The sequence below is a fragment of the Parapusillimonas sp. JC17 genome (assembly GCF_052180245.1).
Taxonomy (GTDB): Bacteria; Pseudomonadota; Gammaproteobacteria; order Burkholderiales; family Burkholderiaceae_B; genus Parapusillimonas.
In genome coordinates this window covers 4,252,761-4,279,189 of record NZ_CP197474.1, presented here as the reverse complement: position 1 = coordinate 4,279,189, position 26,429 = coordinate 4,252,761, and the positions used below count along the sequence as shown (strand labels likewise).

The window sequence follows — 26,429 nt, the reverse complement described above, 5'->3', positions numbered from 1 at the left end:
CCTGATTTGCAAGTGTACTGCGACATCAGCGGCGTACCAATTCCACATATTCGCAAAGCTGTTCGGCCGCATCGACCAGGCGCGGGCCGGGCCGGAACAGGGCGTCCGGATCCACGCCGTATATGTGTCCCGCCATGGCGGCGGGCAGCTGTAGCGTCCGCCAGCGGTGCAAGGTGTCGCCGACGTTCTCGGCCGGGCGCGCGGGCACGATGACCACGCCGGGATCCTTCATCAGCACGCTTTCCGGATCCACCTGTGGCGCGGCGATGCCCGTGGCGGCGTAGACGTTCTCGGCCCCGCAGGCGGCCAGGACATTGTTCAGCAAGACGTCGCTGCCTATCGTGTAAAGGGGCGAGCCGCCGATTTCAATGAAGGCGGCGACCCGCGGCCGGCTGGAATACCGCTCACGCAGGTGGGCGATCCGCCGGCGCAATTCGGACGCCTTTGCCCGGGCCGTGGATGCCGTGTCGAACAGCCGGCCGTATCGCTCGATCTCTTCCGGGATATCTTCCAGCTTTTTCGGCTGGGAGTAGATCAGTGGGATATCCAGCCGCTTCAGCATGGGGGCGAGCGTCTGTGCGGCGCCGGTGGGCTGCCAGGCGATCACGATGTCCGGCCGGGCGGCGACGGTCTTCTCGACATCGACGTGTATGCCTGTGCCCAGGCGTGGAATCGCACGTGCCTGGGGCGGGTAGTCGCTGTCGGTGACCGTCGCCACGATCCGGTCGCCGGCGCCGGCGGCAAAGACGAGCTCGGTGATGTGCGGGGTGAGCGTCACCGCGCGCGTTCTCGCCGGCTCCCGGGCCGCATCCCCGCCCGCATGCGCGCCGGGCGGGGCGGCCGCCAGCGCCATAAGAAGCGCGGCGAGTCTGGCAAATCGCGTGGTGAACGAGCCCATGGGTTGTCGCTATGCCGCCCTACATCCGGAGCGACAAGTTGATGAAGAAATTGGAACCCGGATTACGATAGCCGTAGGTATTGCTGTATTCCTTGTTGAAGATATTGTTCCAGCGCGCCTGGACTTCGACGTTCTTGCTGAAGGCATAGGCTGCTGTCATGTTGAACAGTCCATAGCCGCCCAGCAATACCTGATTGGCGACATCGCTGTACCGCTTTCCGGTGAACTGGTATTCGCCGCCGACCGTCAGCGCTCCGTAGCGTTGTTCCGCGCTGAAACGGTATACCTGGCGGGCCCGCTGCACCAGCCGGCTGCCCGTTTCGCCCGCCCGCGGCCTGTCGTTGCGCGGATCCAGGAAGTCGGCGCTCGCCCGCAGCGTGGTATCGCCGTAGACCTGTTCGCCCGTGAGCGTGATGCCGCGTATCGTCGCGCGTTCGGTGTTCATGGCCGTGCAGTCGAAATTGACGTCGCAGACATAGCCGTTGATCAGATCGCGGATCTTGTTCTGGAAGACGACCACACCCAGTCGCGTCCTATCTGTTTCATAGCTCAATCGGGCTTCGATGTTGCGGGACTTTTCGGGCTTGAGATCGGGGTTCCCCTGGAAGCTGCCCCAGGATCCGCCGTCGTACGGATAGTACAGGTCCGAAAAAGTGGGGGCGCGGAAACCCGTATTGCCCGACACGCCGACTTTCCAGTTCTCGGTCAGGTCCAGGTCATAGGCCAGGCCGCCGGTCACCTGGTTTCCGTAAGAGGAAATATTGTCGTTGCGCAGATTGGCTTGCAGATGATGCGCGCCGAAGTCGCCGCGATAGATCAGCCCCACCGCGTTCGTGTTGCGCTGGCTGTTGGTGTAGTTTCCAGTGTGGGCGACCCGTTCCTCCAGCCGCTCCAGAAGCGCGCTGACATTCTGGTCCGGGGTCAGCTTGAAGTCGTTTTGCCAGGTATAGGACCGTTGCAGCGTGGAGAACCGCGTGCCCCAGCTGCGATCCTCCGATGTTTCCTTGCTCAGGCCGAAGCGCAGCGTGCTGTTCCAGTAGTCGGCCAGCTGATTGGTGCTGGTCGCCGTGTAGACTTGCTGGCGTGTCAGGGCGTAGGCATGTTCCGGGTAGTCGCCGACGTCGATATCGGAGTGTATGTAGCTGTTGTACGCGGTCACGCCCAGGTGGTGGCCTGGCTTCCAGCGGTATCCCAGGCTGGCGCTGAAGCCGTGCAGGTCGTAGCCGTCTGCGTCGCGATTGTAGGTATAGGCGCCGGCATCCTTGTTGGTCGCGTTGAAGCCGTCACTGCGCGCCATGTTGCCCGAAATCGAATAGTTCCAGCCGTCTTGCGCGCCCGAGATGCCCGCGCTGGACTTGACGGTGCCGTAGCTGCCGATGCCCATGTTCGCCCACGCGCTCGGGGGGCGGTCGCCGCCCTGTGCCTGGTTGGTGATGATGTTGATGACGCCGCCCATGGCGTCGGAACCATACAGGCCGCTGGCGGAGCCGCGCAGGATTTCTATGCGCTCAATGACGGCGGGATCGATTGCCGCCCAATTCGTCGAGCCGCTGACGGAGCTGTTGATGCGTACGCCGTCAACCAGCACCAGAGTCTGCGCCGGACTGGTGCCGCGCAGGAAGACGCCGGTGACGGTTTGCGGGCCGCCGTTATTGTAGAACTGGACATCATGGTGCCGTGCCAGGACCTCGGCCAGGCTGCTTTGGCCCGCGCGTTGAAGCTCCTGCTTGTCGATCACGGTGACGTCGCCCTGCACGTCTTTCTGCAATTGCGCGCTGCGGCTTGCCGTCACGACTATGGAGTCGAGCCGGCCGACGGTTTGCGGGGATTGCGCGATGGCGCTGGATAGCGGAAGGAAACAGGAAAGGACGGCAAGCGCTTGCCGGTTCAAGATGAGAGGCATGATAGACCCTGAAAGACATGCGTCCCCGCACGTCGGATTCAATAACCAATAAAGGGCGAGCAAGGCCGGTATCGGGCTGGCATGAATCGCATGCGCACCGTTGCGGGGGCAGCACAGTCTGGTCGAAGGGCAGGCAAGGGCGCGGTGGCGGCCGGCATGCCTGGGACGACGTCTGTTTCCCGTTTAACTTTCGCAGAACGCTTCCGCCGCCGTGACGGCAACGTTCCGAAAGCACCTCATACGGATCGAAATATATCACGGGCCGGAGGGGTCAGACCCCGTACGGCATGCAGGGGGTCAGACCCCGCATGGGGTCTGACCCCAGTGACGATATACTGCCTGGGGTCAGACCCCTTGCGGGGTCTGACCCCCAACCCAACACAGCCTCTCTTTGCCTCATGCACCTCCCAGATCCCATCCCCATCCAGGACGCGGAGCTTTCCGCCGCGTTGTCGGCCGCCATCGACGGCAAGACCAAGCCGCGCGGCAGCCTGGGGCAGCTGGAGCGGCTGGCGCATCGATTGGGCATGATCCAGCGCACCTTGACGCCCCGCATCGACGCGCCCGCCATCGTGGTTTTCGCGGCGGATCATGGCGTCGTGGCGGAAGGGGTGTCCGCCTACCCGCAGGATGTCACCTGGCAGATGGTCGAGAATTTCCTGCGCGGCGGCGCGGCGATCAATGTGCTGGCGCGCCAGCACGGTGTGGAACTGCTGATCGTGGATGCCGGCGTCAACCATCGATTCGGCGAGCGGCCCGGCCTGGTGGATCGCAAGATCGGCCCGGGCACCCGCAATTTCGCCCATGAGCCTGCCATGACATTGGAAGAATGCATGCTGGCCATGCGATACGGCGCGGGCGTCGTCGAGGACCTGACGGGCGGCGTGGTGGGGTTCGGCGAAATGGGCATAGGCAATACGACGTCGGCATCGGCGCTCATGCACAAGCTCAGCGGCCTGGGCATCGAGGACTGCGTCGGCGCGGGAACGGGTCTGGACGACGCAGGCGTTTCGCGCAAGGCCCGGGTCATCTCGGATGCTGCGCGCAAGCATCCCGGAGCCATGCCGGTCATGGACGTGCTGGCGATTTTCGGCGGATATGAAATCGCCATGATGGCGGGGGCCATGCTCAGGGCCGCGGAACGGCGCATGGCCGTGCTGATCGATGGCTTCATTGCAACTGCGGCCTTGCTTGCCGCCGCGCGCCTGCGACCGTCCGTCCTGGACTACTGCATTTTTTCCCATTGCTCGGACGAGCATGGGCACCGGCGTCTGCTCCGGCTTCTGGGGGGGCAGCCACTGTTGCACCTGGGCATGCGTCTTGGAGAAGGCACAGGTTGCGCCATGGCAGTGCCCATCCTGCGTTCCGCTGTGGCCATCCTGAATGAAATGGCCACTTTCGATTCGGCAAGGATCAGCGAGATGGATGCTTCTCGAAACGGGATCATCGCATGAGCGAACGAATGGAGGCCGATGCGCCGGCGCGGCGCGGCCCGGCGCTGCATCAACTGCGCCTGTGCTTGATCGCCTTGCAGTTCTTTACGCGCATTCCCGTTCCCGCCTGGGTCGGCTATGAGCCTGAGTGGCTGAGGCAGGCGTCGCGTTACTACCCTTTGGTGGGCTTGATCGTGGGCGGCATCGCCGCGGGCGGCTATTTCCTGGCGGCGCAATGCCTGCCGCAAGCGGCCGCGGTGCTGGTGTCCATGGCGGTAAGCATCTATGTTACCGGCGCCTTCCACGAAGACGGCTTTGCCGATGTATGCGATGGATTTGGCGGCGGCTATACCCGTGACCGTGTCCTGGCCATCATGAAGGATTCGCGGATAGGCGCTTACGGCGCCATCGGAATTGGCCTGATGCTCGCCCTGAAGTTCGCGGCTCTCGTGTCCCTTGACCCTGTCGCCGTCCTGGCCTGCTTGCTGGTGGCGCATCCCTTGTCGCGCCTGCTTTCGGCGGCGCTGATCTGGCGCATGGCGTATGCGCGGGATGAGGGCAAGGCAAAACCGTTGGCGGAACGCATGACGACCACGGAGTTCCTGGTGGCCATGGCGACAGCCTGCGTGCCTTTGCTGGCGGCCGGGTTGCTGGATTGGTTGCCCTGGAACGCCATTGCGGCTGGGCTGGCGCTGTCCTGCCTGGCAATGGCCTGGCTGGCCAGGCTTTTCGCGCGGCGCATCGGCGGCTTTACCGGCGACTGCCTTGGTGCCGTCCAGCAGGCATCCGAATGCGCATTCTATCTGGGCGTCGTGGCCGCATTGGGCGGCGGGGCCTGGCAAGCGGCATGACAACGGAAGGGCGCCTGTATCTCGTCCGGCATCCCCGCCCCGATCTGCCGGGCGAAATTTGCTATGGGGCGTCCGATATCTCCGTATCGGCCGTGGAGCGGGAACGGGTGGCGCTGGCGCTCGCGGAGTCGCTGCCGCGCGGGCTGCCCTTGTACACCAGCCCTTTGTTGCGCTGCGCGGACCTGGCGCGGCGCCTCGCGGAGCTGTTGGAAAGCGACCTCCCGGTAGCGGATCGGCGGCTGCGGGAATTGGACTTCGGCGCCTGGGAAATGCTGGGCTGGACCGATGTCCCGCGCGCGGAAGTCGACGCCTGGGGGGAAGATCTCGTCGACTATCGCCCAGGCGGCGGCGAGAACGTGCGGGACATGGCCAGGCGCGTCCATGCGGCGTACCGTGATCTGATGGCGTCCGGCAAGGACAGCGTCGTCGTTTGCCACGCCGGCACCATACGCGTGCTTCTCGCCTGCCACGTCCACGCCCCAACGCCCGCGGAAGATGGCGCCAGCGTCATCGACGCCATTGCGCGCCGGGCGACGACCGGCCGCGTCGATATCGCGTTCGGAGGCGTGACAGTGCTGGAGCGGGGTCAGCCCCCGCACGGGGTCTGACCCATCATATCGAGCAGTCCCCCGTGGAGACAGACCCCATCCGGGGTCTGTCCCCTATTGGACGGCCCAGGGCTGAGGGGTCAGACCCCGAATGGGGTCTGACCCCCGGGAAGTCTTACAATGGAGGCCTTGTTCATCGCCAGGTAGCCCCGTGTCCTATCCAACCTTGCCTTATCCACTTGCTTCCTATACGCATGGCGCCGAGTTCGCGCGATTGCTTGGAGAACGTATCCTGATCCTCGATGGGGCCATGGGCACCATGATTCAGCAATACAAGCTCGGGGAAACGGACTTCCGAGGCGAACGGTTTGCCGAGCACCACAAGGACGTCAAGGGCAACAACGAACTGCTGTCCCTGGTCCGGCCCGACATCATCGCCGAGATTCATCGCGCCTACCTCGAAGCAGGCGCCGATGTCATCGAGACCAATACCTTCGGTGCCTGCGCGATCGCGCAGGGCGACTACGATCTGCCCGAGCTCGCCTACGAGATGAACCTGGAGTCGGCGCGGCTCGCGCGCGAGGCCTGCGATGCCTACAGCACGCCGGATCGCCCCCGTTTCGTCGCCGGCGCGCTGGGTCCACAGCCCAAGACGGCGTCGATCTCGCCCGACGTGAACGATCCAGGCGCCCGCAATGTGACGTTCGAGCAATTGCGCGATGCCTATATCGAGCAGATGAACGGCTTGCTGGACGGCGGCATCGACATCGTCCTGATCGAGACCATCTTCGATACGCTCAACGCCAAGGCTGCCATATTCGCGGTGGAGACCGTGTTCGAGGAACGCGGCGTACGCTTGCCTGTCATGATCTCGGGCACCGTGACCGACGCGTCCGGCCGCATCCTGTCGGGCCAGACCGTCGAGGCGTTCTGGAATTCGGTGCGCCATGCGCGGCCCATCACCATCGGCCTGAATTGCGCGCTGGGCGCGGCCCTCATGCGTCCCTACATCGCCGAACTTTCCAAAATCTGCGATACCTACGTCTGTGTCTATCCCAACGCCGGATTGCCCAACCCCATGGCGGAAACCGGCTTCGACGAAACGCCTTCCGACACCTCGTCGCTGCTGGAGGAATTCGCCCGCGCGGGGCTCGTCAACATGGCGGGCGGCTGCTGCGGCACGACGCCGGACCATATTCGCGCCATCGCCGGCAAAGTGGCGGAACTGCCTTCACGCATCGTCCCGGACATTCCGGTCAAGACGCGTCTTTCTGGGCTGGAGCCCCTGACCATAGACGAGGACACCTTGTTCGTGAACGTGGGCGAACGCGCCAACGTGACGGGCAGCAAGATGTTCCTGCGCCTGATACGCGAGGAAAAATACGACGAGGCGCTGGCGGTGGCGCGCCAGCAGGTCGAGAACGGCGCGCAGATCATCGACGTCAATATGGACGAAGCCATGCTCGATTCCGCGGTGTGCATGCGCCGCTTCCTGAACATGATCGCGTCCGAGCCCGACATCGCGCGCGTTCCCATCATGATAGACAGCTCGAAATGGGAGGTCATCGAACAAGGGCTGCGCTGCGTGCAGGGCAAGCCGGTGGTCAATTCGATCTCCATGAAGGAAGGCGTCGAACCCTTCCTGGAGCACGCGCGCCTGTGCCGGAAGTACGGGGCGGCGGTGGTCGTCATGGCCTTCGACGAGCAGGGCCAGGCGGACTCCCTGGAGCGGCGCAAGGAGATCTGCGAGCGCGCCTATCGTCTTTTGGTCGACGAGGTCGGTTTTCCGCCGGAAGACATCATCTTCGATCCCAATGTCTTCGCCATCGCGACCGGCATCGAGGAACACAACCACTACGCCGTCGACTTCATCGAGGCCACCGGCTGGATCACGCGGAACCTGCCCTACGCGCGCGTGTCAGGCGGCATTTCCAACGTCAGCTTCTCGTTCCGCGGCAACGAAACGATGCGGGAGGCCATACATGCCGTCTTCCTCTATCACGCCATCCGCGAGGGCCTGACGATGGGCATCGTCAATGCGGGGCAGCTTGGCGTGTACCAGGATATCGACAAGAAAGTGCTCGACATGGTCGAGGACGTGGTGCTGGATCGCGAGCCGCCCCTGGGCAAGACGGATCCTGACGACGAGCGCTCGCCGACCGAGCGTCTGGTCGAGCTGGCGGAAACGATCAAGGGTTCCGGCGCGAAAAAGGAAGAGGACCTCAGCTGGCGCGAGCAGCCGGTGGAGGGCCGCTTGTCGCATGCGCTGGTGCATGGCATTACGACCTATATCGTCGAGGACACCGAAGAGGTCCGCCAGAAGATAGCCGCGGCGGGCGGGCGGCCCATCCAGGTCATCGAAGGCCCCCTGATGGACGGCATGAACGTGGTGGGCGACCTGTTCGGCGCCGGCAAGATGTTCCTGCCCCAAGTGGTGAAGTCAGCGCGCGTCATGAAACAGGCCGTGGCCCATCTCATTCCCTTCATCGAGGAGGAAAAGCGCCAGATCGCGGCGGCGGGGGGCGATGTCCGCTCCAAGGGCAAGATCGTGATCGCGACGGTCAAGGGCGATGTGCACGATATCGGCAAGAACATCGTATCCGTCGTACTGGAATGCAATAACTTCGAAGTCGTGAACATGGGCGTCATGGTGCCCTGTTCCGAAATCCTGGCCAAGGCGAAAGAAGAGGGCTGCGATATCGTAGGCTTGTCCGGCCTGATCACGCCCAGCCTCGAAGAAATGGCATACGTGGCGTCTGAAATGCAGCGCGACGAATACTTCCGCGAGCGCAAGCTGCCCTTGCTGGTAGGCGGGGCGACCACCAGCCGCGTCCATACCGCCGTCAAGATTGCTCCGAATTACGAGGGGCCGGTGATCTACGTGCCGGACGCCAGCCGCTCGGTGGGCGTGGCCACCAATCTCATGTCGGATCAGGTGGCCACCTATCTGGAAGAGGTGGCCGCTGAATACGAGCTGGTGCGGACACGCCACGCGAATCGCAAGGCGACGCCGCTCATCACCCTGGAAGAAGCCCGCGCGGATCGCCCGGAAATCGACTGGTCGAGCTATACACCGCCTCGCCCGAAGTTCATCGGCCGGCGCACCTTCAAGAACTACGACCTTTCCGAAATCGTCGACTTCCTGGACTGGACGCCGTTCTTCCAGACCTGGAGCCTGTTCGGGCAGTTTCCAGCCATTCTCGACGACAAGGTCGTGGGCGAACAGGCCCGCAAGGTCCACGCCGAAGGGCAGGCGATGCTCAAGAAGATCATCGATGGCCGTTGGCTGACCGCCAATGGGGTGGTCGCTTTTTATCCTGCCAACACGATCAACCAGGAAGACATCGAGATCTATTCCGATGAGTCGCGCTCAGAGGTGTTGTTCACCTGGCGCAACCTGCGGCAGCAGACGGCCAAGCGCGAAGGCGTGGACAACAAATGCCTGGCGGACTACATCGCGCCCAAGGAAAGCGGCGTGGTGGACTACATCGGCATGTTCGCCGTCACGGGCGGGCTGGGCATCGAAAAGCACGACCAGCGCTTCCTGGCCGAGGGCGACGATTATTCCAGCATCATGCTCAAGTCGATCGCGGACCGGCTGGCCGAAGGGTTCGCCGAATGTCTGCATGCGCGGGTGCGCCGCGACCTGTGGGGTTATGTGCCGGACGAATCCATGAGCAACGAGGACATCATCGCCGAGAAGTACCAGGGCATCCGTCCCGCGCCGGGCTACCCCGCCTGCCCCGAGCATGTGGTCAAGAAGGAGATGTTCCGGGTCATGGACTGCGAGGACATCGACATGCAACTGACCGACAGCTATGCGATGTTTCCCGCTTCCAGCGTATCGGGCTTCTATTTCAGCCATCCCAAGTCCCAGTATTTCAACGTAGGCAATATCGGCGGCGACCAGCTTGCCGATTACATCCGGCGCAGCGGACGCGAAGAGGAAGACGTACGCCGGACCCTGGCGAGCGTGCTTCGATGAGCCACCTGGCCTGACCATGCAGAACCGGCGCAAGGCACTGGGCGATTTCCTGAGGCAGGCGCGGGCCCGCGTCACGCCCGAGTCCCTGGGCCTGCCGGCGGGCAGCCGCCGCCGGACGCCGGGGTTGCGCCGAGAGGAAGTCGCCCAGCTGTGCGGCATCAGCGCCACCTGGTATACCTGGATCGAACAAGGGCGCGATGTGTCGGTGTCTCCGGCGGTACTGGGCAGGCTGGCGTCCGTGCTGAACCTGGCGCGCGCCGAACGCCACTATCTTTTCAGCATGGCGGACTGCGCCGACCCCGATCACGATTCCGATGCGGTCCTGCCCTTGCCGTCCCGGCTGGCAGATTGCGTTCACAGCATTACCGCGCCCGCCTATATCCTGGATCGCTGCTGGAATGTGCTGGCGCGCAACGATGCCTTGCTTCACCTCTTCGATGGCTGGCCCGACCGCGACGCTTCCCCGAATCTGTTGCGCTACATCTTCCTGGATCCGGCCGCGCGCAGCCTCGTCGTGGATTGGGAACAGCGCGCCAGCCGCGTCGTCGCCGAATTCCGGGCGGATGCCGGCACGCACGCCGACGAAGCCGACGTGCGTGCCGTGCTGGATGAACTTCAGCAGTCCAGCACCGTGTTCGCGCATTGGTGGATCCGCCACACGGTAGTGGATCGGGAAGGCGGCCTGCGGGAATTCAATCATCCCTCCGACGGCGTCCTGCTGTACCAGCAGATCACCTTCCGGCTGGCGACACGGCCGGACTGCAAGCTGGTGATGCTGCTGGAGGATGAATGAGGGGTCAGACCCCGGAGCCTCCGAGAATTGAGGGGTCAGACCCCGGAGGCTCCGAGAATTGAGGGGTCAGACCCCGTACGGGGTCTGACCCCATGATCCAGCGGATCGCGCATTGGGTCTGACCCCTCGAACCGCTTAACGGTTCTTGCGCAAGTTCGCGCCCGCGGCGGGATCCAGCTTCATGAAAGAGAAGACCGAGCTGGCGGTGATCAGGCCGATCACGACGAAGCCCCACATGATGTCGACCAGGTCGAGTTCCGCGCCGCCGCGCCAGCTCATGCTCAGATTGAGCGTCACGGCGGCGCAGGCCACGCCCACGCTGATGCCCAACTGCTGGGCCGTGGCCGAGAAGCTGCTGGCCCGGCTCATCTGCGCCGAGCACAGGTCGGCGTAAGCCAGCGTGTTGACGGCAGTGAACTGCAGCGACCGGAAGAAGCCCCCGATGACCAGCACGACCGCCATGATCCAGACCGGCGTGTCCGCCCGGAACAGCGCGCAAAGGGCCACGAACACGGCGGTCAGCAAGGCGTTGACGACCAGGATTCTCTTGAAGCCCATGCGGTCGATGACCGGCGCCGCCGCGAGCTTCATCAATAGCGCCCCGCCTGCGCTGGTGAACGTGATCATGCCCGCGGCGAAAGGCGACAGGCCGAATCCCACCTGCAGCATGATGGCCAGCAGAAAAGGCGTCGCGCCCACCGCGAAGCGGCACAGATTGCCGCCCAGCGTGGAAATGGCGAAAGTGGGCGTGCGCAGCAAGGATAGGTCTATGATGGGGTGTTCGGCGCGGCGCGCGTGGCGGACATACAGCAAGGCGCAAGCGACGCCGACGATGATCAGGCCGATCAGCTGAAGCGGCGGCAGGGCCCGATGGCCGATGGCCTCGAATCCCGACACCAGGGCGGCAATGCTGATGGCGCTCAGGAGGAAGCCCGGCCAGTCCAGCTTGTGCGGCGCGACGGGATAGTCATCGCTGATGTAGCGCAGGATCAGGAAAATGCCCGCGATGCCGACCGGCACATTGATCAGGAAGATCCAATGCCAGGAAAAGTAGGTCACCAGGAAGCCGCCCAGCGGCGGACCGATGATGGGCCCGAACAGCGCCGGCATGGAAAGAAAGGACATGGCCTTGAGCAAGTCCTTCTTGGGAATCTTCCGAAGCAGGATGATGCGGCCCACGGGCACCATCATGGCGCCGGCCAGGCCCTGGACCACCCGGGAGACGATCAGCTGGGTCAGGGATTCCGACAGAGCACAGGTGATCGAACTGAGTGTGAACAGCGCGACGGCCGCCAGGAATACCCGCCTGGACCCGAAACGGTCGGCCGCCCATCCGCTGACCGGCACGAACACCGCCACGGCCAGCAGGTAGCTGGTGATGGCAACGTTCATGCGCACGACACTGGTGTCCAGGGCTTCGGCCATGGCCGGCAGGGCGGTGGCGACGACGGTCGAGTCCAGCATCTGCATGAACAGGGCGCATCCCACGATGAACGGTATCATGCGTACCGCCTGTTTTTCGTGATGGGAAAGCGGAGGTTCTTCGGGCGTTGCGGGTGTCTCGGTCGGCATCAGGGCTTTTTATTGCGCGGGAGTGAAGTAAACTTCACTTTTATCGGTCAATCTTTTGCAGTGGCAAAGACGCATTATGGCAAAGAATTACGAGTCGGAAATCACTCAATTCATCAAAAAGTACAAGGCGGAACATCCTGACACCGAAGCGCGCCAGCGCGAAGGGCGCAGCCGCCTGTGGGATAAGCAGCTCGACCCCGAATACCAGGAAGGCTTCCGGGCCGGCCGGATCCCGCAGAAGCCCTATGTCTACCAGACGGACTGACGTTTCCGCATGTCCGCTTCGCGGGGCTCCGCCGGCGAATTGAACGCGCTCGTCGATCCGCCCATAGACAGCACGCCCGATGTCGTCGACAGCGTGGCATTGGCGCGCCTGTATGGCGAGCCCTTGTTCGCCATACCTCAGGATCTCTACATCCCGCCGGACGCGCTCGAAGTCTTCCTGGAAACCTTCGAAGGGCCGCTGGATCTCCTGCTCTATCTCATCCGCAAGCAGAATTTCAACGTGCTCGACATCCCCATGGCGGAGGTCACCCAGCAGTATCTGTCGTATGTCGAACAGATCCGCAAGCATAATCTCGAACTTGCGGGGGAATACCTTCTCATGGCGGCGATGCTCATCGAGATCAAGTCGCGCATGCTGCTGCCCGTCAAGAAAACCGACACGGGCGAAGAACCCGACGATCCGCGGGCCGAGCTGGTCAGGCGGCTGCTCGAATACGAGCAAATGAAGCTCGCGGCCCGGAAGCTCGATGCCCTGCCGCAGCTGGGCCGCGACTTCCAGCGCTCCCATGCCCTGATGGACCTCACCATCGAACACGCCTTGCCGGAAGTCAGCCCCGAGGACTTGCGCAGTGCCTGGCTGGACATCATGCGCCGCGCGCGCCTGAATGCCCATCACCGGATCACGCGTGAACAATTGTCGGTCCGCGACCACATGAGCCAGATCCTGCGCCGCCTCAGCGACGTCCGCTACATGGAGTTCACCGAACTGTTCATCGAGCGCATCCAGCAGGGCGACGGCGCGCCCATCGTGGTCGTCCATTTCCTGGCCATGCTGGAGCTCGCCCGCGAGTCCTTGCTCGAGATCACGCAAGCAGAGCCATACGCGCCCATTTACGTACGCTTATCCTACACAAGAGCCGACACCTGAAGCAGTTGTCGGCAATCCAGACCGGAGATTTTCGTGAAAGTCGTTCACACCATTGAAGAGTTGCGCGATCAGTTGCGCGGGCAGTTGCGTGTCGCCTTCGTGCCCACCATGGGCAACCTGCATCAGGCGCATCTGTCCCTGATGAAACTGGCGCGTCAGCATGGCGATCCGGTCGTCGCCAGCATTTTCGTCAATCGTCTGCAATTCGGGCCCAACGAAGACTTCGACCAGTATCCGCGCACGCTGGCGGCGGACATCGAGAAGCTCGAGCGCGAGCGCGACGTGTATGTATTGTTTGCGCCCAATGAAAAGGAAATGTACCCCGAGCCGCAGAATTTCCGCATCCAGCCGCCCGCCGACCTGGGCGGCATCCTGGAAGGCGAATTCCGGCCCGGCTTCTTCGATGGCGTCAGCACGGTCGTCATGAAGCTGTTTTCCTGCGTGCAGCCCAGGGTGGCGGTGTTCGGGAAAAAGGACTACCAGCAGCTGATGGTGGTGCGCAACATGTGCCGCCAGTTCCAGCTTCCGGTGCGCATCCTCGCGCACGAAACCGTGCGCGATGCCGATGGCCTGGCCCTGTCGTCGCGCAACATGTATCTGCAGCCGGCCGAGCGGGCGGAAGCGCCGCAGTTGTATGCCAGCCTGCTTGCCGTTCAGGACGGGGTGCTCAAGGGCAATGCGGATGTCGCAGCGCTCGAAGGCGGTGCGCGGCAGCATCTGTCGGGCCGGGGCTGGGACGTCGATTACATTTCACTGCGCCGTCAGCGCGATCTGCTGGCGCCGAGCGCCGAAGAGATCGAGGGCGGCGAACCATTGGTCGTCCTCGCCGCCGCCAAACTGGGCAATACCCGGCTGATAGACAACCTGGAAATCTGTAAGAAGTGACAGGAGATTTGCACCCCCGTCTATGACAGAATGGCCTCCGAAATAACAAGGATACGAGGAGACAATCATGGGGCAACCACACCAGCCTGAAGCTTCGCCGTTCTCGGTGCTCACGCCACGCGAGCGCGACGTCATGGACTACGTGGCGCGCGGCAAGCCCAACAAGATCATCGCGGCCGAACTGGGCGTTTCACAGCGTACGGTCGAAGCCCACCGCGCTCGCATCTTCCAAAAAATGCAAGTCAGGAACGCGGTCGAGCTGGCTCATCGCGTTTTATCGAGCGGGCGGTTCAGCTAGGCTGCGCGGTATCGGCCAGGCTGCAATTCAGCGGTTCGCTCGACAATTCATCAATGCCGTCGATATCGGCTTGACGGGTCAGGCGGTGTTCCACCAGCGGCTGCACATCGTCCAGCGTGACGATACGCAGCACGTTGTCATTGACGAAGCTGAGGCTGGCTTTGCTGGCTTGCTTGTTCTTCAGCATCAGCACAATGCGCAGCGGATCCGTTCCCGTGACATCCCAGCATCCTTGCTGGGTCAGTGGTTTTTGTTCCGTGGAACCCAGCAATGCGGTTCGTGCCCGCCATTCTCCACCGGGCGCAAGGGTCAAGGTAATGCGTGCAGCCGAACACCCGCTGTTGCCCGATGGGCAAGGCACAGTGCCTAGGAAGGTCTTGGGTTCGGTCAGCGGCCTGGCTTTGCTTGTCGTGACACGCTCTTGGGCGGCTTCCGGCTGGGCCTGTGCTTCCTGGCGCCCGAATCCCAGCTGTATCTGGGATGGCGCGCGTGCGCCGCTGCGGCCCTGGGCCTGGTTTTGCGCGTCGGAAAGCGTGCTTTCGCGCGGTACATCGTAATAGCCCGGACGGCTTTGCTGTGCGCAGCCCGCCAAGCCGACGGCAAGCAGCATGGCGCCCAGGGGTTTCAAATAAACGGTGCGTAAATGAAGGGGGCTGGGCATGGCGATCTGGAAGTCCAAAAGACAATATACGAGCATTCTACGCATTAATTGTCCCGTCGGGAAACCTCTGGACGATGCACATGCCGCATGTCGTTGTAGATCACGGCGGCCCGTCGCGCTGCAAGCCTTTCCGGTGCGGCGCCGCAATGGCTGACATGCCGATCGCCGTTCAAGGCGTGTTGCCGGCCCTCGCGGTCGGCGTGGGGGGCATGCTGGCGGGCCGCGCGTGCGCAGGGGTGATCTCCCGCTATGCCAGCCTGGTCGAAAAGGGCCGGAACGTAGATCGCTCCACGCTCCATCTCGCCTTGTTTTCAGGCCTGGGCCCATCCCGGCATTTGGCGCCGGCTCGACCGCGAAGCAAGCTCTTTTGCAGCCTGGCCATGGGGGCCGTGTTGTCGGCGCTGCATGGCCAGGCCGGCCTGGTTCCGGCGTTCTGGGTGCTTGCCTTGGCTGCGGCCATGCTGCTGCTGTTGGCCGGCATCGATATGCGCGTGTCCTTGTTGCCCGATGCCCTGACTCTGCCGCTCATGTGGCTGGGCTTGCTTGCTGCATGGGCCGGGCTCGGCATATCGCTGCATGACGCGTTTGCCGGCGTCGTTTCGGGTTTCCTTTTTCTGGCTGCGCTCGCGCACGGCTTTCGCTGGTTGCGCGGCCGGCAGGGTATTGGCGGGGGCGACATCAAACTGCTGGCCGCGCTTGGGGCATGGATCGGTTGGCAGGACCTGGCCTGGGTATTGCTCACGGCCTCGTGCCTGGGCATTGCCTACGCCATGCTGCGGCAACGCCGCCTTCTTCCACGCGGGGCATATCCGTTCGGCCCGAGCCTGGCTTTGAGCGGAATGGCTGTTTTCATGCAGGGGACTGCGGTACATTCATGGTTTTCATAACAGAAGCGTGCCTCATGTACAAAATCGGCCTCACGGGCGGCATCGGTTCCGGTAAAAGCCGGGTGGCCGACCTTCTCGCGGAATGGGGCGCGGCCGTCATCGACACCGACGTCATTGCCCACGAACTCACCGCGCCCGGAGGCGCCGCCATCGAAACCATACGGCAGCATTTCGGGCCCGATGTCATTGCGCCCACCGGGGCTCTCGACCGCCAGGCCATGCGGGAACTCGTTTTCGAAAGCCCCGAAGCGCGGCAACAACTTGAATCCATTATTCACCCGATGATAAAGTCGGTGGTTCGGCAGCGTGCGGAAGACGCGCAGGGGTGCTATCTTGTCTTCGTGGTTCCCTTGCTGGTCGAGTCCGGGCAGTGGCGAAACCGGGTGGACCGCATATGCGTCGTCGATTGCGACGAAGCGACCCAGATCGACCGCGTACGTGCCCGCAGCGGGCTGACGGAAGAAATTATTACGCGTATCATGTCAGCACAGGCCACGCGCCAGGAGCGCTTGGCCGTTGCCGACGATATAGTGCTCAACGATGCCCATACCAGCGTCGAACTGCTAATCGGCCGCACGCGGTCCTTGCACGAAAAATGGTGCAGGTTGGCGCAGCTGGCCGACTGATCCGCTCAGGTAGGGGCCCCGGTGCCGTTCTGCATCCAGAGGGCGGGCGGTTCCTGGTCAATGAAAAGGTTTTTGGTCGCGTGATTCTTTATGAATATCCTTGCAATGAACGCGTGAGGTCTCTCTTAAGAGTCGAGCATCTGTTCGACCGGCTGTTTTTCTTCGCCAAAGGCGTCGATGTCCATCACCACCAGATATCGGTAGCCACCCTGTTCGATCTGCTCGACATCTGCGACCGCACCGATTTAAGGGGTTCCGTCCTTCAGGACCTGGAACGTCAGCGCGTGGCGCTCAGCGCGTTGCGGCAGCACCCGGGCGTCGATCCCAATACGCTGGACGCCATGCTGGCCCAGATCCAGGGTGCTTCCTCCGACCTCGGCGCGCAGGGTCGCATCGGCCAGGAACTCCGCGACAACGAATGGCTGGCCAGCCTGCGGGGCCGTATCGCGGTCCCCGGCGGGTCGTCCCAGGTCGACATGCCTTCTTATTTTTCCTGGCAGCTCAAACCGCCGGAACAGCGCTCCGTCGACCTCAAGCGCTGGATCACTCCGTTCATGCCCTTGTATAAGGGCCTGGCCCTCATCCTGCGCCTGCTTCGGGATTCCGGCGACGTCGTCGACGTCGTCGCCCGCCAAGGCGCCTACCAGGAAATGCTGGGCGGCAAGATTTTCCAGCTGCTGCGCGTCTGGGTCGACACCGCGCTTGCCATCTTCCCCGAAATGAGCGCCAACAAGTACGTGATCTGGGTGCGTTTTGCGGCCCAGGATCGCGAGCTCAAGCCCCAGCCGGTAACCTCCGATGTCCCGTTCAAGCTGGCACGCTGCAATATCTGAACCTTCTACACAGTTGTTGCGTTCCATTTCAAATTGATCTTTTCGGTGTGTGCCGCGCCGTCGATAGGCGAAAATAGCGCCTGTTTCGTTCGACTCCGGAGATCACAGCATGTCGGATCCTAGTTCCGATCTTTCCACTCGCGGTCCGCGGCGCTGGCCATGGGTATTGGTCCTGCTGTTGCTGGTGGCGGCGGGATACTGGTTCTGGAGTGTCAATCAAGGCAAATCCACCGGCGGCTTTCGCCGTTTCGGCGGCCCCATGGCGGGCGCGTCCGTACCCGTGAAAGTGGCGGTGGTCGAACAAGGCAAGATCGATTACACGCTGAAGGCCATCGGAACGGTAACGGCATTCAACACGGTTACCGTGCGCAGCCGTGTGGATGGCGAGCTGCTCAAACTGGAATTCCAAGACGGCCAGAAAGTCGAGAAAGGCGATGTCCTTGCCCGCATCGATCCGCGCAATTACCGGATTCAGCTGGATCAGGCGCTCGGGCAGCAAAAACAGAACGAGGCGCAGCTGAAGAATGCCCAGAAGGACTTGCAGCGCTATCAGCTTCTGTACAAGCAGAACTCCATCGCCCGACAGCAGGTGGATGCCCAGGAAGCTCTGGTTCAGCAACTGATCGGCGCCCGGACCTCCGACCAGGCGGCGGTGGACAATGCCCGCCTGCAGCTGGAATACACCGACATCGTCGCGCCGATCTCGGGACGGCTAGGGCTGCGCCGGGTCGACGAAGGCAATATCGTCAATGCGTCCAGCACGGACGGCCTCGTCGTCATCACCCAGACTCAGCCTGTTTCCGTGCTGTTCACGCTGCCCCAGGCACAACTGGCGGACGTCCTGGCCCAATTGCGTACCGGAAACACGCTTGCGGTCGAGCTCTACGACCGGGACGACATCCGCAAGCTCGCGGACGGCGAACTCATGTCCCTGGACAACCAGATCGATGTCGCGACCGGCACGGTCAAGATGAAAGCGCGTTTCGCCAATGAGGACGAATCGCTGTTTCCCAATCAGTTCGTCAACGTCCGCTTGAAGGTCGAGACGCGGCAGGCATTGGTGCTTCCGACCCAGGCCATCCAGCAGGGCTCGATCGGTCCCTTTGTCTATTTGATCGATGAACAGAACAAGTCGCGCATACAGGCGATCTCGACCGGCCGCGTCGACGGGCGGCGCATCGAGATCCTGTCGGGCCTGTCGGCCGGGCAGCGGGTCGTGACCGAAGGCACCGACCGCTTGCGCGATGGCGCGGCGGTGGAAATCACCGAGCCTGGCATGGACAAGCCGGTGGCCGCGGCGACGGCGCGGCCGACGGGTGGCGGGGCGCCGTCTTCCCGCAGGAACCGCCCGTGAATCTTTCCCGTCTGTTCATCCTGCGTCCGGTGGCCACCACCCTGGCCATGGTCGCCTTGCTGATTTCCGGCATGCTGGCCTATCGCCTGCTTCCGGTGTCGGCGTTGCCGCAAGTCGATTACCCGACCATACAGGTCAGCACCCTGTATCCGGGCGCGAGCCCGGACGTCGTCACCGCGCTGGTGACTTCCCCGCTGGAGCGCCAGTTCGGCCAGATGGCCGGCATGACGCAGATGATGTCCTCGAGCTCGGGCGGATCCTCGGTCATCACTCTGCAATTCGATCTGGATCTGCCGCTGGACGTCGCGGAACAGGAAGTGCAGGCCGCCATCAATGCGGCGTCGAACCTGCTGCCCAACGATTTGCCCGCGCCGCCCATCTACAACAAGGTCAATCCGGCCGATACGCCGGTCATCAGCCTGGCGGTCACCTCGCCGACCTTGCCGCTGCACCAGGTGCGAGACCTGATCGATATCCGCGTGGCGCAGAAGCTTTCGCAGATCTCCGGCGTCGGGCTGGTCAGCATCGCCGGCGGCCAGCGCCCCGCGGTGCGCATACAGGCCAATCCGGGCACGCTGGCGGCGCGCGGCCTGACCCTTTCCAGCCTGCGTTCAGCCATCGTCGGCGCCAACGTCAACCAGCCCAAAGGAAACCTGGACGGTCCGGAGCGGTCGACCACCATCAATGCCAACGATCAGCTGAAATCGATCGAGGATTACGAGTCGCTCATCATTGCCTACCAGGACGGGGCGCCCCTGCGGCTGCGCGATGTGGCCGATGCGCAGCAGGACGCCGAGAACATCCGGCAGGCGGCGTGGATGGGCGCGACGCCGGCCATCTTGCTGAACGTCCAGCGGCAGCCGGGCGCCAACGTGATCGAGGTCGTGGACCGGGTCAAGCAACTGCTGCCTTCGTTGCGGCAGTCCCTGCCGGCGGGCGTGGATGTTTCCGTGGCGGCGGACCGCACGGAAACCATACGCGAATCCATCCGCCACGTGCAGATCGAGCTGATGCTGGCCGTAGCGCTGGTGGTGCTCGTCACCTTCGTGTTCCTGCGCAGCTGGCGCGCCACCTTCATACCCAGCGTGGTCGTGCCGCTTTCCTTGGTGGGCACGTTCGGCATCATGTACCTGGCCGGCTTCAGCGTCAACAACCTGACCCTGATGGCGCTGACGATCGCCACCGGTTTCGTCGTGGACGACGCCATCGTCATGATCGAGAACATTGCGCGGCACATCGAGGAGGGCGAGAGCGCCTTGACGGCTGCGCTCAAGGGCGCGTCGCAGATCGGTTTCACGCTGGTGTCGCTGACCTTGTCATTGATCGCGGTGCTGATTCCCTTGCTGTTCATGAGCGACGTCATCGGCCGCTTGTTCCGCGAGTTCGCCATCACGCTGTCGGTGGCCATACTGCTGTCGCTCGTCATTTCGCTGACGCTGACGCCCATGATGTGCGCGCGCATGCTCAAGCCGGAATCCGAAATGCATTACGGACGTTTCCAGCGGAAAGCGGGCCAATGGATGGACGACCTGACGCATTCCTACGATCGCGGGCTGCGATGGGTCCTGGATCATCAGCGCATCACCTTGTGGTTCGCTCTGGGGACGCTCGTCCTGACGGGGCTGCTGTACCTTGCCGTACCGAAGGGATTCTTCCCGCAGCAGGACACGGGCCTGATCCAGGCCATCAGCCAGGGCCCGCAAACCGTTTCCTTCGCGTCCATGTCGCAGAGGCAGCAGCAGGCAGTGATGCGCATCCTGGAAGACCCGGACGTCGAAACCGTTACCTCCTTCATCGGCATAGACGGGACCAACGCCACCCTGAACACGGGCCGCATGCAGATTGCGCTGAAACCGCTCGACCAGCGCAGCGATACCGCCGGCGCCATCATCGAACGCCTAAATACCGCGCTGCTGGCGCTGCCCGACATCCAGGTGTACATGCAGCCCGTGCAGGACCTGACGGTCGACGACAAAGTCAGCCGCACGCAATATCAGATGACGCTTTCGCATCCGGATCACGGGACCTTGCTGTCTTGGACACCGCGATTCGTGGACGCATTGAGGCAGCTCGCGCCCTTGCGGGACGTGGTCGACGACCTGCAGGGCGGCGGCCTTGAAACCACGCTGGTCATCGACCGCGATGCCGCCGCACGCCTGGGCATCAGCAATTCGACCATAGACGAGGCGCTTTACGACGCCTTCGGACAGCGTCTCATCTCCACCATCTTCACTCAGTCCGCGCAGTACAGGGTGGTGCTGGAGGTCGCGCCGCAGTATCGCCAAAGCCCAGCGGCGCTGGCGCAGATCTACTTGCCCACCGAAAGCGGCACGCCGGTGCCGATCAGCAGCGTGGCGCGCTTCGAGCAGAACAGCGCCTTGCTGTCCATAGACCGGCTGGGCCAGTTCCCCGCCACCACGATCTCCTTCAATCTGGCACCCGGCGCGGCATTGTCGGACGCGGTCGAGGCCATCCGCGCCGCGCAGGCGGAACTGGGCATGCCGGATTCCGTCGACCTGCGTTTCCAGGGGGCGGCGCGCGCCTTCCAGGCGTCCTTGTCCAGCACGCTGTGGCTGATGCTGGCCGCCGTGGTGACCATGTATATCGTGCTGGGCATTCTGTACGAAAGCTATATCCATCCCGTCACCATCCTGTCGACGCTGCCGTCCGCCGCCATCGGCGCCTTGCTGGCGCTGCTGCTGACCGGCGCCGACCTGGACATGATCGGCGTGATCGGCATCATCCTGCTGATCGGCATCGTGAAGAAGAACGCGATCATGATGATCGACTTTGCACTGGATGCGGAGCGCTCGCGCGGGCTGGATCCGCGCTCCGCCATCCATGAGGCGGCCTTGCTGCGGTTCAGGCCCATCCTCATGACGACGCTGGCGGCGCTGTTCAGCGCCATCCCGCTGATGCTCGCGACCGGATCCGGCGCAGAGCTGCGCCAGCCCCTGGGGCTCGTGATGGTGGGCGGACTGCTGTGCAGCCAGGTGCTCACGCTCTTCACCACGCCGGTCATATACCTGATGTTCGATCGCCTGGCCCATGCGCGGCGGCGCAGGGAACCGCGGGCCGGCGCGCCCCACGGGTTGCACCCATGAGGTTCTTTTCTCTCTTCATCATGCGGCCCGTGGCGACGACGCTGTCCTGTCTCGCGCTGGTGATGTCGGGGGCGCTGGCCTATTTCTTCCTGCCTGTCTCGCCGCTGCCTCAAGTGGACTTTCCCATGATCTCGGTGACCGCCAGCATGGCGGGGGCCAGCCCCGAGACCATGGCGTCCAGCGTGGCCACCCCGCTGGAGCAGTCGCTGGGCTCCATCGCCGGCCTGAGCGAAATGAGTTCGCGCAGCACCGAGGGGTCCACGCGCATTTCACTGATGTTCGACATGGACCGGGACATCAACAGCGCCGCGCGCGACGTGCAGGCCGCCATCAACGCGGCGCGCAGTCTTTTGCCTTCCAATCTGCGCAACAACCCGACCTATCGCAAGGTCAATCCGTCTTCCGCGCCCATCGTGGTGCTCGCCCTGACTTCAGACACCGCCACCCAGGGCGAGCTGTACGACCTGGCATCCACCGTGCTGGCGCAGAAACTTTCCCAAGTGACGGGCGTGGGCGAGGTCGAGGTCGGGGGCAGTTCCTTGCCGGCCATACGCGTCAGCCTGAACCCCAAGGCGCTGGCAGCCGCCGGCGTCGCCCTGGACGAGGTGCGTTCGGCGCTGTCCAACGCCAACACCATGCGGCCCAACGGCATCGTGGAGAACGACAGCCACCATTGGCAAATCAGTTCCGGCAGGCAGCTCACCCGGGCCGAACAGTATCGGCCGCTGATCGTTGCCTGGCGCGACGGCTCGCCCATCCGCCTGAGCGACGTCGCCACCGTCGAGGATTCGGTCGAGAACCTTTTCAACATGGGGTTCTTCAACGACCGCCCCGCGGTGTTGCTGACGGTGCGCCGCCAGGCCGATGCCAACATCATCGAAACGGTGGACACCATCCACACCCAGCTTCCCGCTTTCGAAGCCATGCTGCCCGCCCATGTGTCGCTCACGCTTGCGCAGGACCGCACGCCCAGCATCCGGGCATCCCTGCACGAAGCCGAGATCACGCTGGTCATTGCCGTGGTGCTGGTCGTGCTGGTGGTGCTGCTGTTCCTGGGCAATCTGCGTGCGGCGCTGATTCCCGCGGTTGCCGTACCGGCCTCATTGATCACGACCTTCAGTCTGATGCTGCTGTTCGGCTATACGCTGAACACGATTTCCTTGATGGCGCTCATCGTGGCAACCGGCTTCGTGGTGGACGACGCCATCGTGGTCCTGGAAAACATCATGCGCCATCTGGAAAAAGGCATGTCGCCGCTGCGGGCCGCGATACGCGGTGTGCGCGAAGTGGGCTTCACCGTGCTGGCCATGAGCCTTTCCCTGGTGGCGGTATTCATACCCATGCTGCTGATGGGCGGGGTTGTCGGTCGCCTTTTCAAGGAGTTCGCCGTCACCCTTTCGGTATCCATCCTGGTTTCGCTGCTGATTTCCGTCACGGTGACGCCCATGATGTGCGCGCGGCTGCTTCGAGTGGAAGCCGGAAAGGGACGCCGGGCGGGCTTGCTGCGGCGGATGCTGAGCTCCATGGGGGATTTCTTCTGGAATGGCTACAAGTCTTCGCTGGGGTGGGCGCTGCGCCACAGCCGGACGATGATGCTGTTGCTTGCGGCCACCATAGGCCTGAACGTCTATTTGTACACGGTCGTGCCGAAGGGCTTTTTTCCGCAGCAGGACACCGGGCAACTGATGGGTTTCTTCCGGGTGGATCAGGGCACGTCGTTCCATGCCATGAAGCCCAAGCTGGAGCACTTCCGCAACATATTGCTGAAGGATCCCGCGATCGCGAGCATCACCGGCTTTGGTGGAGGCCGGGGCGGAAGCAATTCCAGCTTCATGATGATACAGCTCAAGCCGCTCGAAGAGAGAAAAGCCAGCGCCATCCAGGTGGTGAACCGCTTGCGCGGCCAGTTGCAGGGCGTGCCCGGAGCGCGTTTGACGCTCGTGCCGCAGCAGGACATCTTCGTGGGCGGCAGGATGGACAGCGGCGGCTCTTACGATTACGGCCTGCTGGGCAGCGAGCTCTCCATTTTGAAGGAATGGCTGCCGCGGGTGCAGCAGGCCTTGGTGGGGCTGCCGGAACTCGTCGACGTGGACACCGACATCGAGGACAAGGGCAGGCGGGTGGAGCTCGTGATAGACCGCGATGCGGCCACGCGTCTGGGCGTGAACATGTCCATGATCGCCGCAACGCTCAATAATTCCTTCAGCCAGCGCCAGATATCGGTCATCTACGGGCCGCTGAATCAATACCATGTCGTGATGGGCGTGGACCAGCGCTACGCCCAGGATGCCGAATCGCTCAAGCAGGTCGAAGTGGTGACCGGCGACGGCAGCCGCGTCCCGCTGTCTGCGTTCACCCGCTTCGAGGTCGGCAATTCGCCGCTCAGCGTGCGGCATGAAGGCCTGTTCGCTTCGGAGTCCATCTCCTTCAGCCTGGCGCCCGGGGTCTCGCTCGAGCAGGCTACCCGCGCGGTGGAAGAGGCCGTGGCGCGCACCGGATTGCCGACCCAGCAAATACAGGCGGGCTTCCAGGGCACGGCGCAGGCTCTTCAGCAATCGATGGCACAGCAGCCCTGGCTGATTCTCGCCGCGCTATTGACGATGTACATCGTGCTCGGGATGCTTTATGAAAGCTACATCCATCCGATCACCATATTGTCCACACTGCCCTCGGCGGGCATTGGCGCCTTGCTAGCGCTGATGCTGGTCGGCGAGGAGTTCTCGCTGATCGCATTGATCGGCGTGTTTCTTCTGATCGGCATCGTCAAGAAGAATGCCATCATGATGGTGGATTTCGCGCTCCTGGCGGAAAGGCGGGAAGGCATATCCTCGCGGGAGGCCATCCATCAGGCATGCCTGGTGCGCTTCCGTCCCATCATGATGACGACCATTTCCGCGCTTTTTGGCGCTCTTCCCTTGGTGCTCGCCTCGGGTGCCGGCGTGGAGATGCGCCGTCCGCTAGGCCTGACCATCGTGGGCGGACTGATACTCAGCCAGATGCTCACCCTGTACACGACCCCGGTCGTGTATCTCTACCTGGACAAGCTGAGCCTGTGGGCCAGGCGCCGGCGCGCGGCGAGGGCGGAAGGCGGGCCCCATGAACTTCGGAACATATGATGACAGAAGAGTTGTTGCCCATGCCGCGCTCCTTGCGCGCAATACGCAGCTTCGCAGTAACGGGCCTGGCCCTGGTGCTCTCGGCCTGTGCCGTGGGGCCGGACTACCGGCGGGTCGACGCGGCGGTGGGCGACGCCTATAAACATGCTTCTTCCACGCAACAGGCGGCTGCGGTCCAAGCGGGAGTGAATCCGGGCTGGATACCGGCCAATGCGTCCGGAGCCGTCCTGCGCAGCGATTGGTGGCAGCTGTTCAACGACCCCGTGTTGTCGGAACTGATGCAAGCACTGATCGGCGCCAACCTGAGCATAGTCCAGGCGGAAGCCCAGTATCGGCAGGCGCAGGCGCAATTGCAGGGCGCGCGTTCGGGCTTCTTTCCCACGGTCGGCGCATCCAGCTCCATGAGCCGCTCGGGCGCGGGCAGCGGCGGCACTTCCTCGAACGCATCCAGCGCCGGAAACCAGTATTCATTGAGCGGAACCGTTAGCTGGGAGCCCGACCTTTGGGGCAGGGTAAGGCGAACGGTCGAAGCCGGCGAGGCGGGGCTGCAGGCCAGCGGGGCGGATTTGGCTGCGACCCGACTGAGCATGCAGTCCGCCCTGGCGCAGACCTATTTCGAACTGCGGGTGATGGACGCGGAACGCCGCCTGATGCAGAAAACCGTAGAGGCTTACAAGCAGTCTTTGGCCTTGACGCGGAATCGCTACGATGCCGGCATCGCGGCGCAGGCCGACATTGAAATCTCGACGGCGCAGCTTGAGAATGCCAGGGCCCAGGCCCTGGCGCTGGAGCGGCAGCGCGTACAGCTGGAAAATGCCATCGCCGTCCTGCTTGGCCGGGCGCCCGCGGAATTTTCTCTGCCCGAGACCACTGTCGCGGCACGTGTGCCCGTCGTGCCCGTCGCGCTGCCTTCTGAGCTGCTGCTCAGGCGCCCGGACGTCATTGCCGCGGAGCGCCGTACCGCGCAGGCGAACGCCCGCATCGGCGTCGCCCAGGCCGCCTGGTTTCCGGACCTGACCCTTACCGCACAGGGTGGTTTTCGCAGCGGCCAGTGGGCGCAGTGGCTGACGGCCCCCGCCAGCTTCTGGTCGCTGGGACCGGCACTGGCCTTGACCATCTTCGACGGTGGGGCCCGCGAAGCCCAGGTCCGGGAGGCCCGGGCCGCTTACGACGTCCAGTCCGCCGGTTATCGGCAGACGGCCCTCACGGCCCTGCGCGAAGTAGAGGACTATCTGGTGCAACTGACGGTGCTGGGCCAGGAGCAAGTGGTCCAGGGCCGCGCACTGGCGGCGGCCAGGGAGTCGCTGCGGCTGACGCAGAATCAATACCAGGCGGGGCTCATCGACTATCTCAGCGTGGTGCAGGTCGAAACCACCGCCCTTAACTCAGAGCGATCTGCCCTGGCCCTGGTCGCCAGCCGGCTCGCCGCCAGCGTCCAGCTCATCGCGGCGCTGGGTGGCGGTTGGGAGGGGTTGGAGGGGTCAGACCCCGTACGGGGTCTGACCCCGGATTAAGCAAAGGGTCAGACC

At 63.5% G+C, this 26,429-nt stretch carries 20 protein-coding genes and 1 riboswitch; of the genes, 16 read left to right on the top strand and 4 right to left on the bottom strand.

Going from position 1 to position 26,429, the window contains the following annotated elements:
* Positions 1 to 25 precede the first annotated feature (25 nt).
* Positions 26 to 898 (bottom strand): cobalamin-binding protein, encoded by an 873-nt coding sequence (locus ACSBPU_RS20605; RefSeq protein WP_442593770.1) that lies wholly within the window; start codon positions 896 to 898, stop codon positions 26 to 28.
* Between the two features lie 19 nt (positions 899 to 917).
* Positions 918 to 2,801, bottom strand: a complete 1,884-nt coding sequence (locus ACSBPU_RS20600) for a TonB-dependent receptor domain-containing protein (protein ID WP_442593768.1) — start codon at positions 2,799 to 2,801, stop codon at positions 918 to 920.
* Positions 2,802 to 2,847: 46 nt separating this feature from the next.
* Positions 2,848 to 3,055, bottom strand: a riboswitch (cobalamin riboswitch).
* Between the two features lie 144 nt (positions 3,056 to 3,199).
* Here ACSBPU_RS20600 and cobT point away from each other — a divergent pair.
* The 5 genes from cobT (at position 3,200) to ACSBPU_RS20575 (ending at position 10,411) form a co-directional block, all read left to right on the top strand.
* Positions 3,200 to 4,255: a nicotinate-nucleotide--dimethylbenzimidazole phosphoribosyltransferase gene (cobT, locus tag ACSBPU_RS20595; protein WP_442593766.1), complete on the top strand. Its 1,056-nt coding sequence runs from the start codon at positions 3,200 to 3,202 to the stop codon at positions 4,253 to 4,255.
* The gene (locus tag ACSBPU_RS20590; protein WP_442593764.1) at positions 4,252 to 5,085 is read left to right on the top strand and encodes an adenosylcobinamide-GDP ribazoletransferase; all 834 of its coding nucleotides are present in this window, start codon (positions 4,252 to 4,254) and stop codon (positions 5,083 to 5,085) included. The genes cobT and ACSBPU_RS20590 overlap by 4 nt, the downstream gene beginning before the upstream one ends.
* Entirely contained in the window at positions 5,082 to 5,693 is a 612-nt protein-coding gene (locus tag ACSBPU_RS20585; RefSeq protein WP_442593762.1) for a histidine phosphatase family protein, read from the top strand. Before ACSBPU_RS20590 ends, ACSBPU_RS20585 begins: the two co-directional genes overlap by 4 nt.
* 151 nt (positions 5,694 to 5,844) lie before the next feature.
* Entirely contained in the window at positions 5,845 to 9,618 is a 3,774-nt protein-coding gene (metH, locus tag ACSBPU_RS20580) for a methionine synthase (RefSeq protein ID WP_442593760.1), read from the top strand.
* A 16-nt stretch (positions 9,619 to 9,634) separates the two neighbouring features.
* A complete protein-coding gene (locus ACSBPU_RS20575; RefSeq protein ID WP_442593758.1) occupies positions 9,635 to 10,411 on the top strand; it encodes a helix-turn-helix transcriptional regulator in 777 nt (258 codons plus the stop codon).
* A 135-nt stretch (positions 10,412 to 10,546) separates the two neighbouring features.
* Here the strand turns inward: ACSBPU_RS20575 and ACSBPU_RS20570 are convergent, their stop codons facing one another.
* Entirely contained in the window at positions 10,547 to 11,983 is a 1,437-nt protein-coding gene (locus tag ACSBPU_RS20570; RefSeq protein ID WP_442593756.1) for a DHA2 family efflux MFS transporter permease subunit, read from the bottom strand.
* Positions 11,984 to 12,059: 76 nt separating this feature from the next.
* Here ACSBPU_RS20570 and ACSBPU_RS20565 point away from each other — a divergent pair, with 76 nt between their 5' ends.
* The 4 genes from ACSBPU_RS20565 to ACSBPU_RS20550 all read left to right on the top strand — a co-directional run bounded on the left by ACSBPU_RS20565 (position 12,060) and on the right by ACSBPU_RS20550 (position 14,319).
* A complete protein-coding gene (locus ACSBPU_RS20565) occupies positions 12,060 to 12,248 on the top strand; it encodes a DUF3460 family protein (protein ID WP_442593754.1) in 189 nt (62 codons plus the stop codon).
* Positions 12,249 to 12,257: 9 nt separating this feature from the next.
* The gene (locus ACSBPU_RS20560) at positions 12,258 to 13,136 is read left to right on the top strand and encodes a segregation and condensation protein A (protein ID WP_442593752.1); all 879 of its coding nucleotides are present in this window, start codon (positions 12,258 to 12,260) and stop codon (positions 13,134 to 13,136) included.
* Positions 13,137 to 13,169: 33 nt separating this feature from the next.
* Complete coding sequence (gene panC, locus ACSBPU_RS20555) at positions 13,170 to 14,021, top strand: pantoate--beta-alanine ligase (protein ID WP_442593750.1); 852 nt, start codon at positions 13,170 to 13,172, stop codon at positions 14,019 to 14,021.
* Positions 14,022 to 14,088: 67 nt separating this feature from the next.
* Positions 14,089 to 14,319 carry a response regulator transcription factor gene (locus tag ACSBPU_RS20550; protein WP_442593748.1) on the top strand — a complete coding sequence of 77 codons (231 nt, stop codon included), beginning with the start codon at positions 14,089 to 14,091 and terminating at the stop codon, positions 14,317 to 14,319.
* Here the strand turns inward: ACSBPU_RS20550 and ACSBPU_RS20545 are convergent.
* Entirely contained in the window at positions 14,312 to 14,980 is a 669-nt protein-coding gene (locus tag ACSBPU_RS20545) for a hypothetical protein (protein ID WP_442593746.1), read from the bottom strand. The genes ACSBPU_RS20550 and ACSBPU_RS20545 overlap by 8 nt on opposite strands.
* A 146-nt stretch (positions 14,981 to 15,126) precedes the next feature.
* On the opposite strand from ACSBPU_RS20545, the gene ACSBPU_RS20540 reads away from it, so the two are divergent.
* The 7 genes from ACSBPU_RS20540 to ACSBPU_RS20510 all read left to right on the top strand — a co-directional run bounded on the left by ACSBPU_RS20540 (position 15,127) and on the right by ACSBPU_RS20510 (position 26,414).
* The gene (locus ACSBPU_RS20540) at positions 15,127 to 15,867 is read left to right on the top strand and encodes a prepilin peptidase (RefSeq protein WP_442593744.1); all 741 of its coding nucleotides are present in this window, start codon (positions 15,127 to 15,129) and stop codon (positions 15,865 to 15,867) included.
* A gap of 14 nt (positions 15,868 to 15,881) precedes the next feature.
* Positions 15,882 to 16,493 (top strand): dephospho-CoA kinase, encoded by a 612-nt coding sequence (gene coaE / locus ACSBPU_RS20535; protein WP_180069194.1) that lies wholly within the window; start codon positions 15,882 to 15,884, stop codon positions 16,491 to 16,493.
* Positions 16,494 to 16,573: 80 nt separating this feature from the next.
* The gene (gene zapD, locus ACSBPU_RS20530) at positions 16,574 to 17,326 is read left to right on the top strand and encodes a cell division protein ZapD (protein ID WP_442593741.1); all 753 of its coding nucleotides are present in this window, start codon (positions 16,574 to 16,576) and stop codon (positions 17,324 to 17,326) included.
* A 109-nt stretch (positions 17,327 to 17,435) separates the two neighbouring features.
* Positions 17,436 to 18,680, top strand: coding sequence for an MdtA/MuxA family multidrug efflux RND transporter periplasmic adaptor subunit (locus tag ACSBPU_RS20525; protein WP_442593739.1), 1,245 nt, complete (start codon positions 17,436 to 17,438; stop codon positions 18,678 to 18,680).
* A complete protein-coding gene (locus ACSBPU_RS20520; RefSeq protein WP_442593737.1) occupies positions 18,677 to 21,784 on the top strand; it encodes an MdtB/MuxB family multidrug efflux RND transporter permease subunit in 3,108 nt (1,035 codons plus the stop codon). Before ACSBPU_RS20525 ends, ACSBPU_RS20520 begins: the two co-directional genes overlap by 4 nt.
* Positions 21,781 to 24,900, top strand: a complete 3,120-nt coding sequence (locus ACSBPU_RS20515) for an efflux RND transporter permease subunit (protein ID WP_442593735.1) — start codon at positions 21,781 to 21,783, stop codon at positions 24,898 to 24,900. Before ACSBPU_RS20520 ends, ACSBPU_RS20515 begins: the two co-directional genes overlap by 4 nt.
* Positions 24,897 to 26,414 carry an efflux transporter outer membrane subunit gene (locus ACSBPU_RS20510; protein ID WP_442593733.1) on the top strand — a complete coding sequence of 506 codons (1,518 nt, stop codon included), beginning with the start codon at positions 24,897 to 24,899 and terminating at the stop codon, positions 26,412 to 26,414. The genes ACSBPU_RS20515 and ACSBPU_RS20510 overlap by 4 nt, the downstream gene beginning before the upstream one ends.
* Positions 26,415 to 26,429: the final 15 nt, after the last annotated feature.

Excerpts from the sequence above, each read along its gene's own strand:
- ACSBPU_RS20605 (WP_442593770.1), bottom strand. The coding sequence starts at position 898 with ATGGGCTCGTTCACCACGCGATTTGCCAGACTCGCCGCGCTTCTTATG.
- ACSBPU_RS20600 (WP_442593768.1), bottom strand. The coding sequence starts at position 2,801 with ATGCCTCTCATCTTGAACCGGCAAGCGCTTGCCGTCCTTTCCTGTTTC.
- cobT (WP_442593766.1), top strand. The coding sequence starts at position 3,200 with ATGCACCTCCCAGATCCCATCCCCATCCAGGACGCGGAGCTTTCCGCC.
- ACSBPU_RS20590 (WP_442593764.1), top strand. The coding sequence starts at position 4,252 with ATGAGCGAACGAATGGAGGCCGATGCGCCGGCGCGGCGCGGCCCGGCG.
- ACSBPU_RS20585 (WP_442593762.1), top strand. The coding sequence starts at position 5,082 with ATGACAACGGAAGGGCGCCTGTATCTCGTCCGGCATCCCCGCCCCGAT.
- ACSBPU_RS20575 (WP_442593758.1), top strand. The coding sequence starts at position 9,635 with ATGCAGAACCGGCGCAAGGCACTGGGCGATTTCCTGAGGCAGGCGCGG.
- ACSBPU_RS20570 (WP_442593756.1), bottom strand. The coding sequence starts at position 11,983 with ATGCCGACCGAGACACCCGCAACGCCCGAAGAACCTCCGCTTTCCCAT.
- ACSBPU_RS20565 (WP_442593754.1), top strand. The coding sequence starts at position 12,060 with ATGGCAAAGAATTACGAGTCGGAAATCACTCAATTCATCAAAAAGTAC.
- ACSBPU_RS20560 (WP_442593752.1), top strand. The coding sequence starts at position 12,258 with ATGTCCGCTTCGCGGGGCTCCGCCGGCGAATTGAACGCGCTCGTCGAT.
- ACSBPU_RS20550 (WP_442593748.1), top strand. The coding sequence starts at position 14,089 with ATGGGGCAACCACACCAGCCTGAAGCTTCGCCGTTCTCGGTGCTCACG.
- ACSBPU_RS20545 (WP_442593746.1), bottom strand. The coding sequence starts at position 14,980 with ATGCCCAGCCCCCTTCATTTACGCACCGTTTATTTGAAACCCCTGGGC.
- ACSBPU_RS20540 (WP_442593744.1), top strand. The coding sequence starts at position 15,127 with ATGGCTGACATGCCGATCGCCGTTCAAGGCGTGTTGCCGGCCCTCGCG.
- coaE (WP_180069194.1), top strand. The coding sequence starts at position 15,882 with ATGTACAAAATCGGCCTCACGGGCGGCATCGGTTCCGGTAAAAGCCGG.
- ACSBPU_RS20525 (WP_442593739.1), top strand. The coding sequence starts at position 17,436 with ATGTCGGATCCTAGTTCCGATCTTTCCACTCGCGGTCCGCGGCGCTGG.
- ACSBPU_RS20515 (WP_442593735.1), top strand. The coding sequence starts at position 21,781 with ATGAGGTTCTTTTCTCTCTTCATCATGCGGCCCGTGGCGACGACGCTG.
- ACSBPU_RS20510 (WP_442593733.1), top strand. The coding sequence starts at position 24,897 with ATGATGACAGAAGAGTTGTTGCCCATGCCGCGCTCCTTGCGCGCAATA.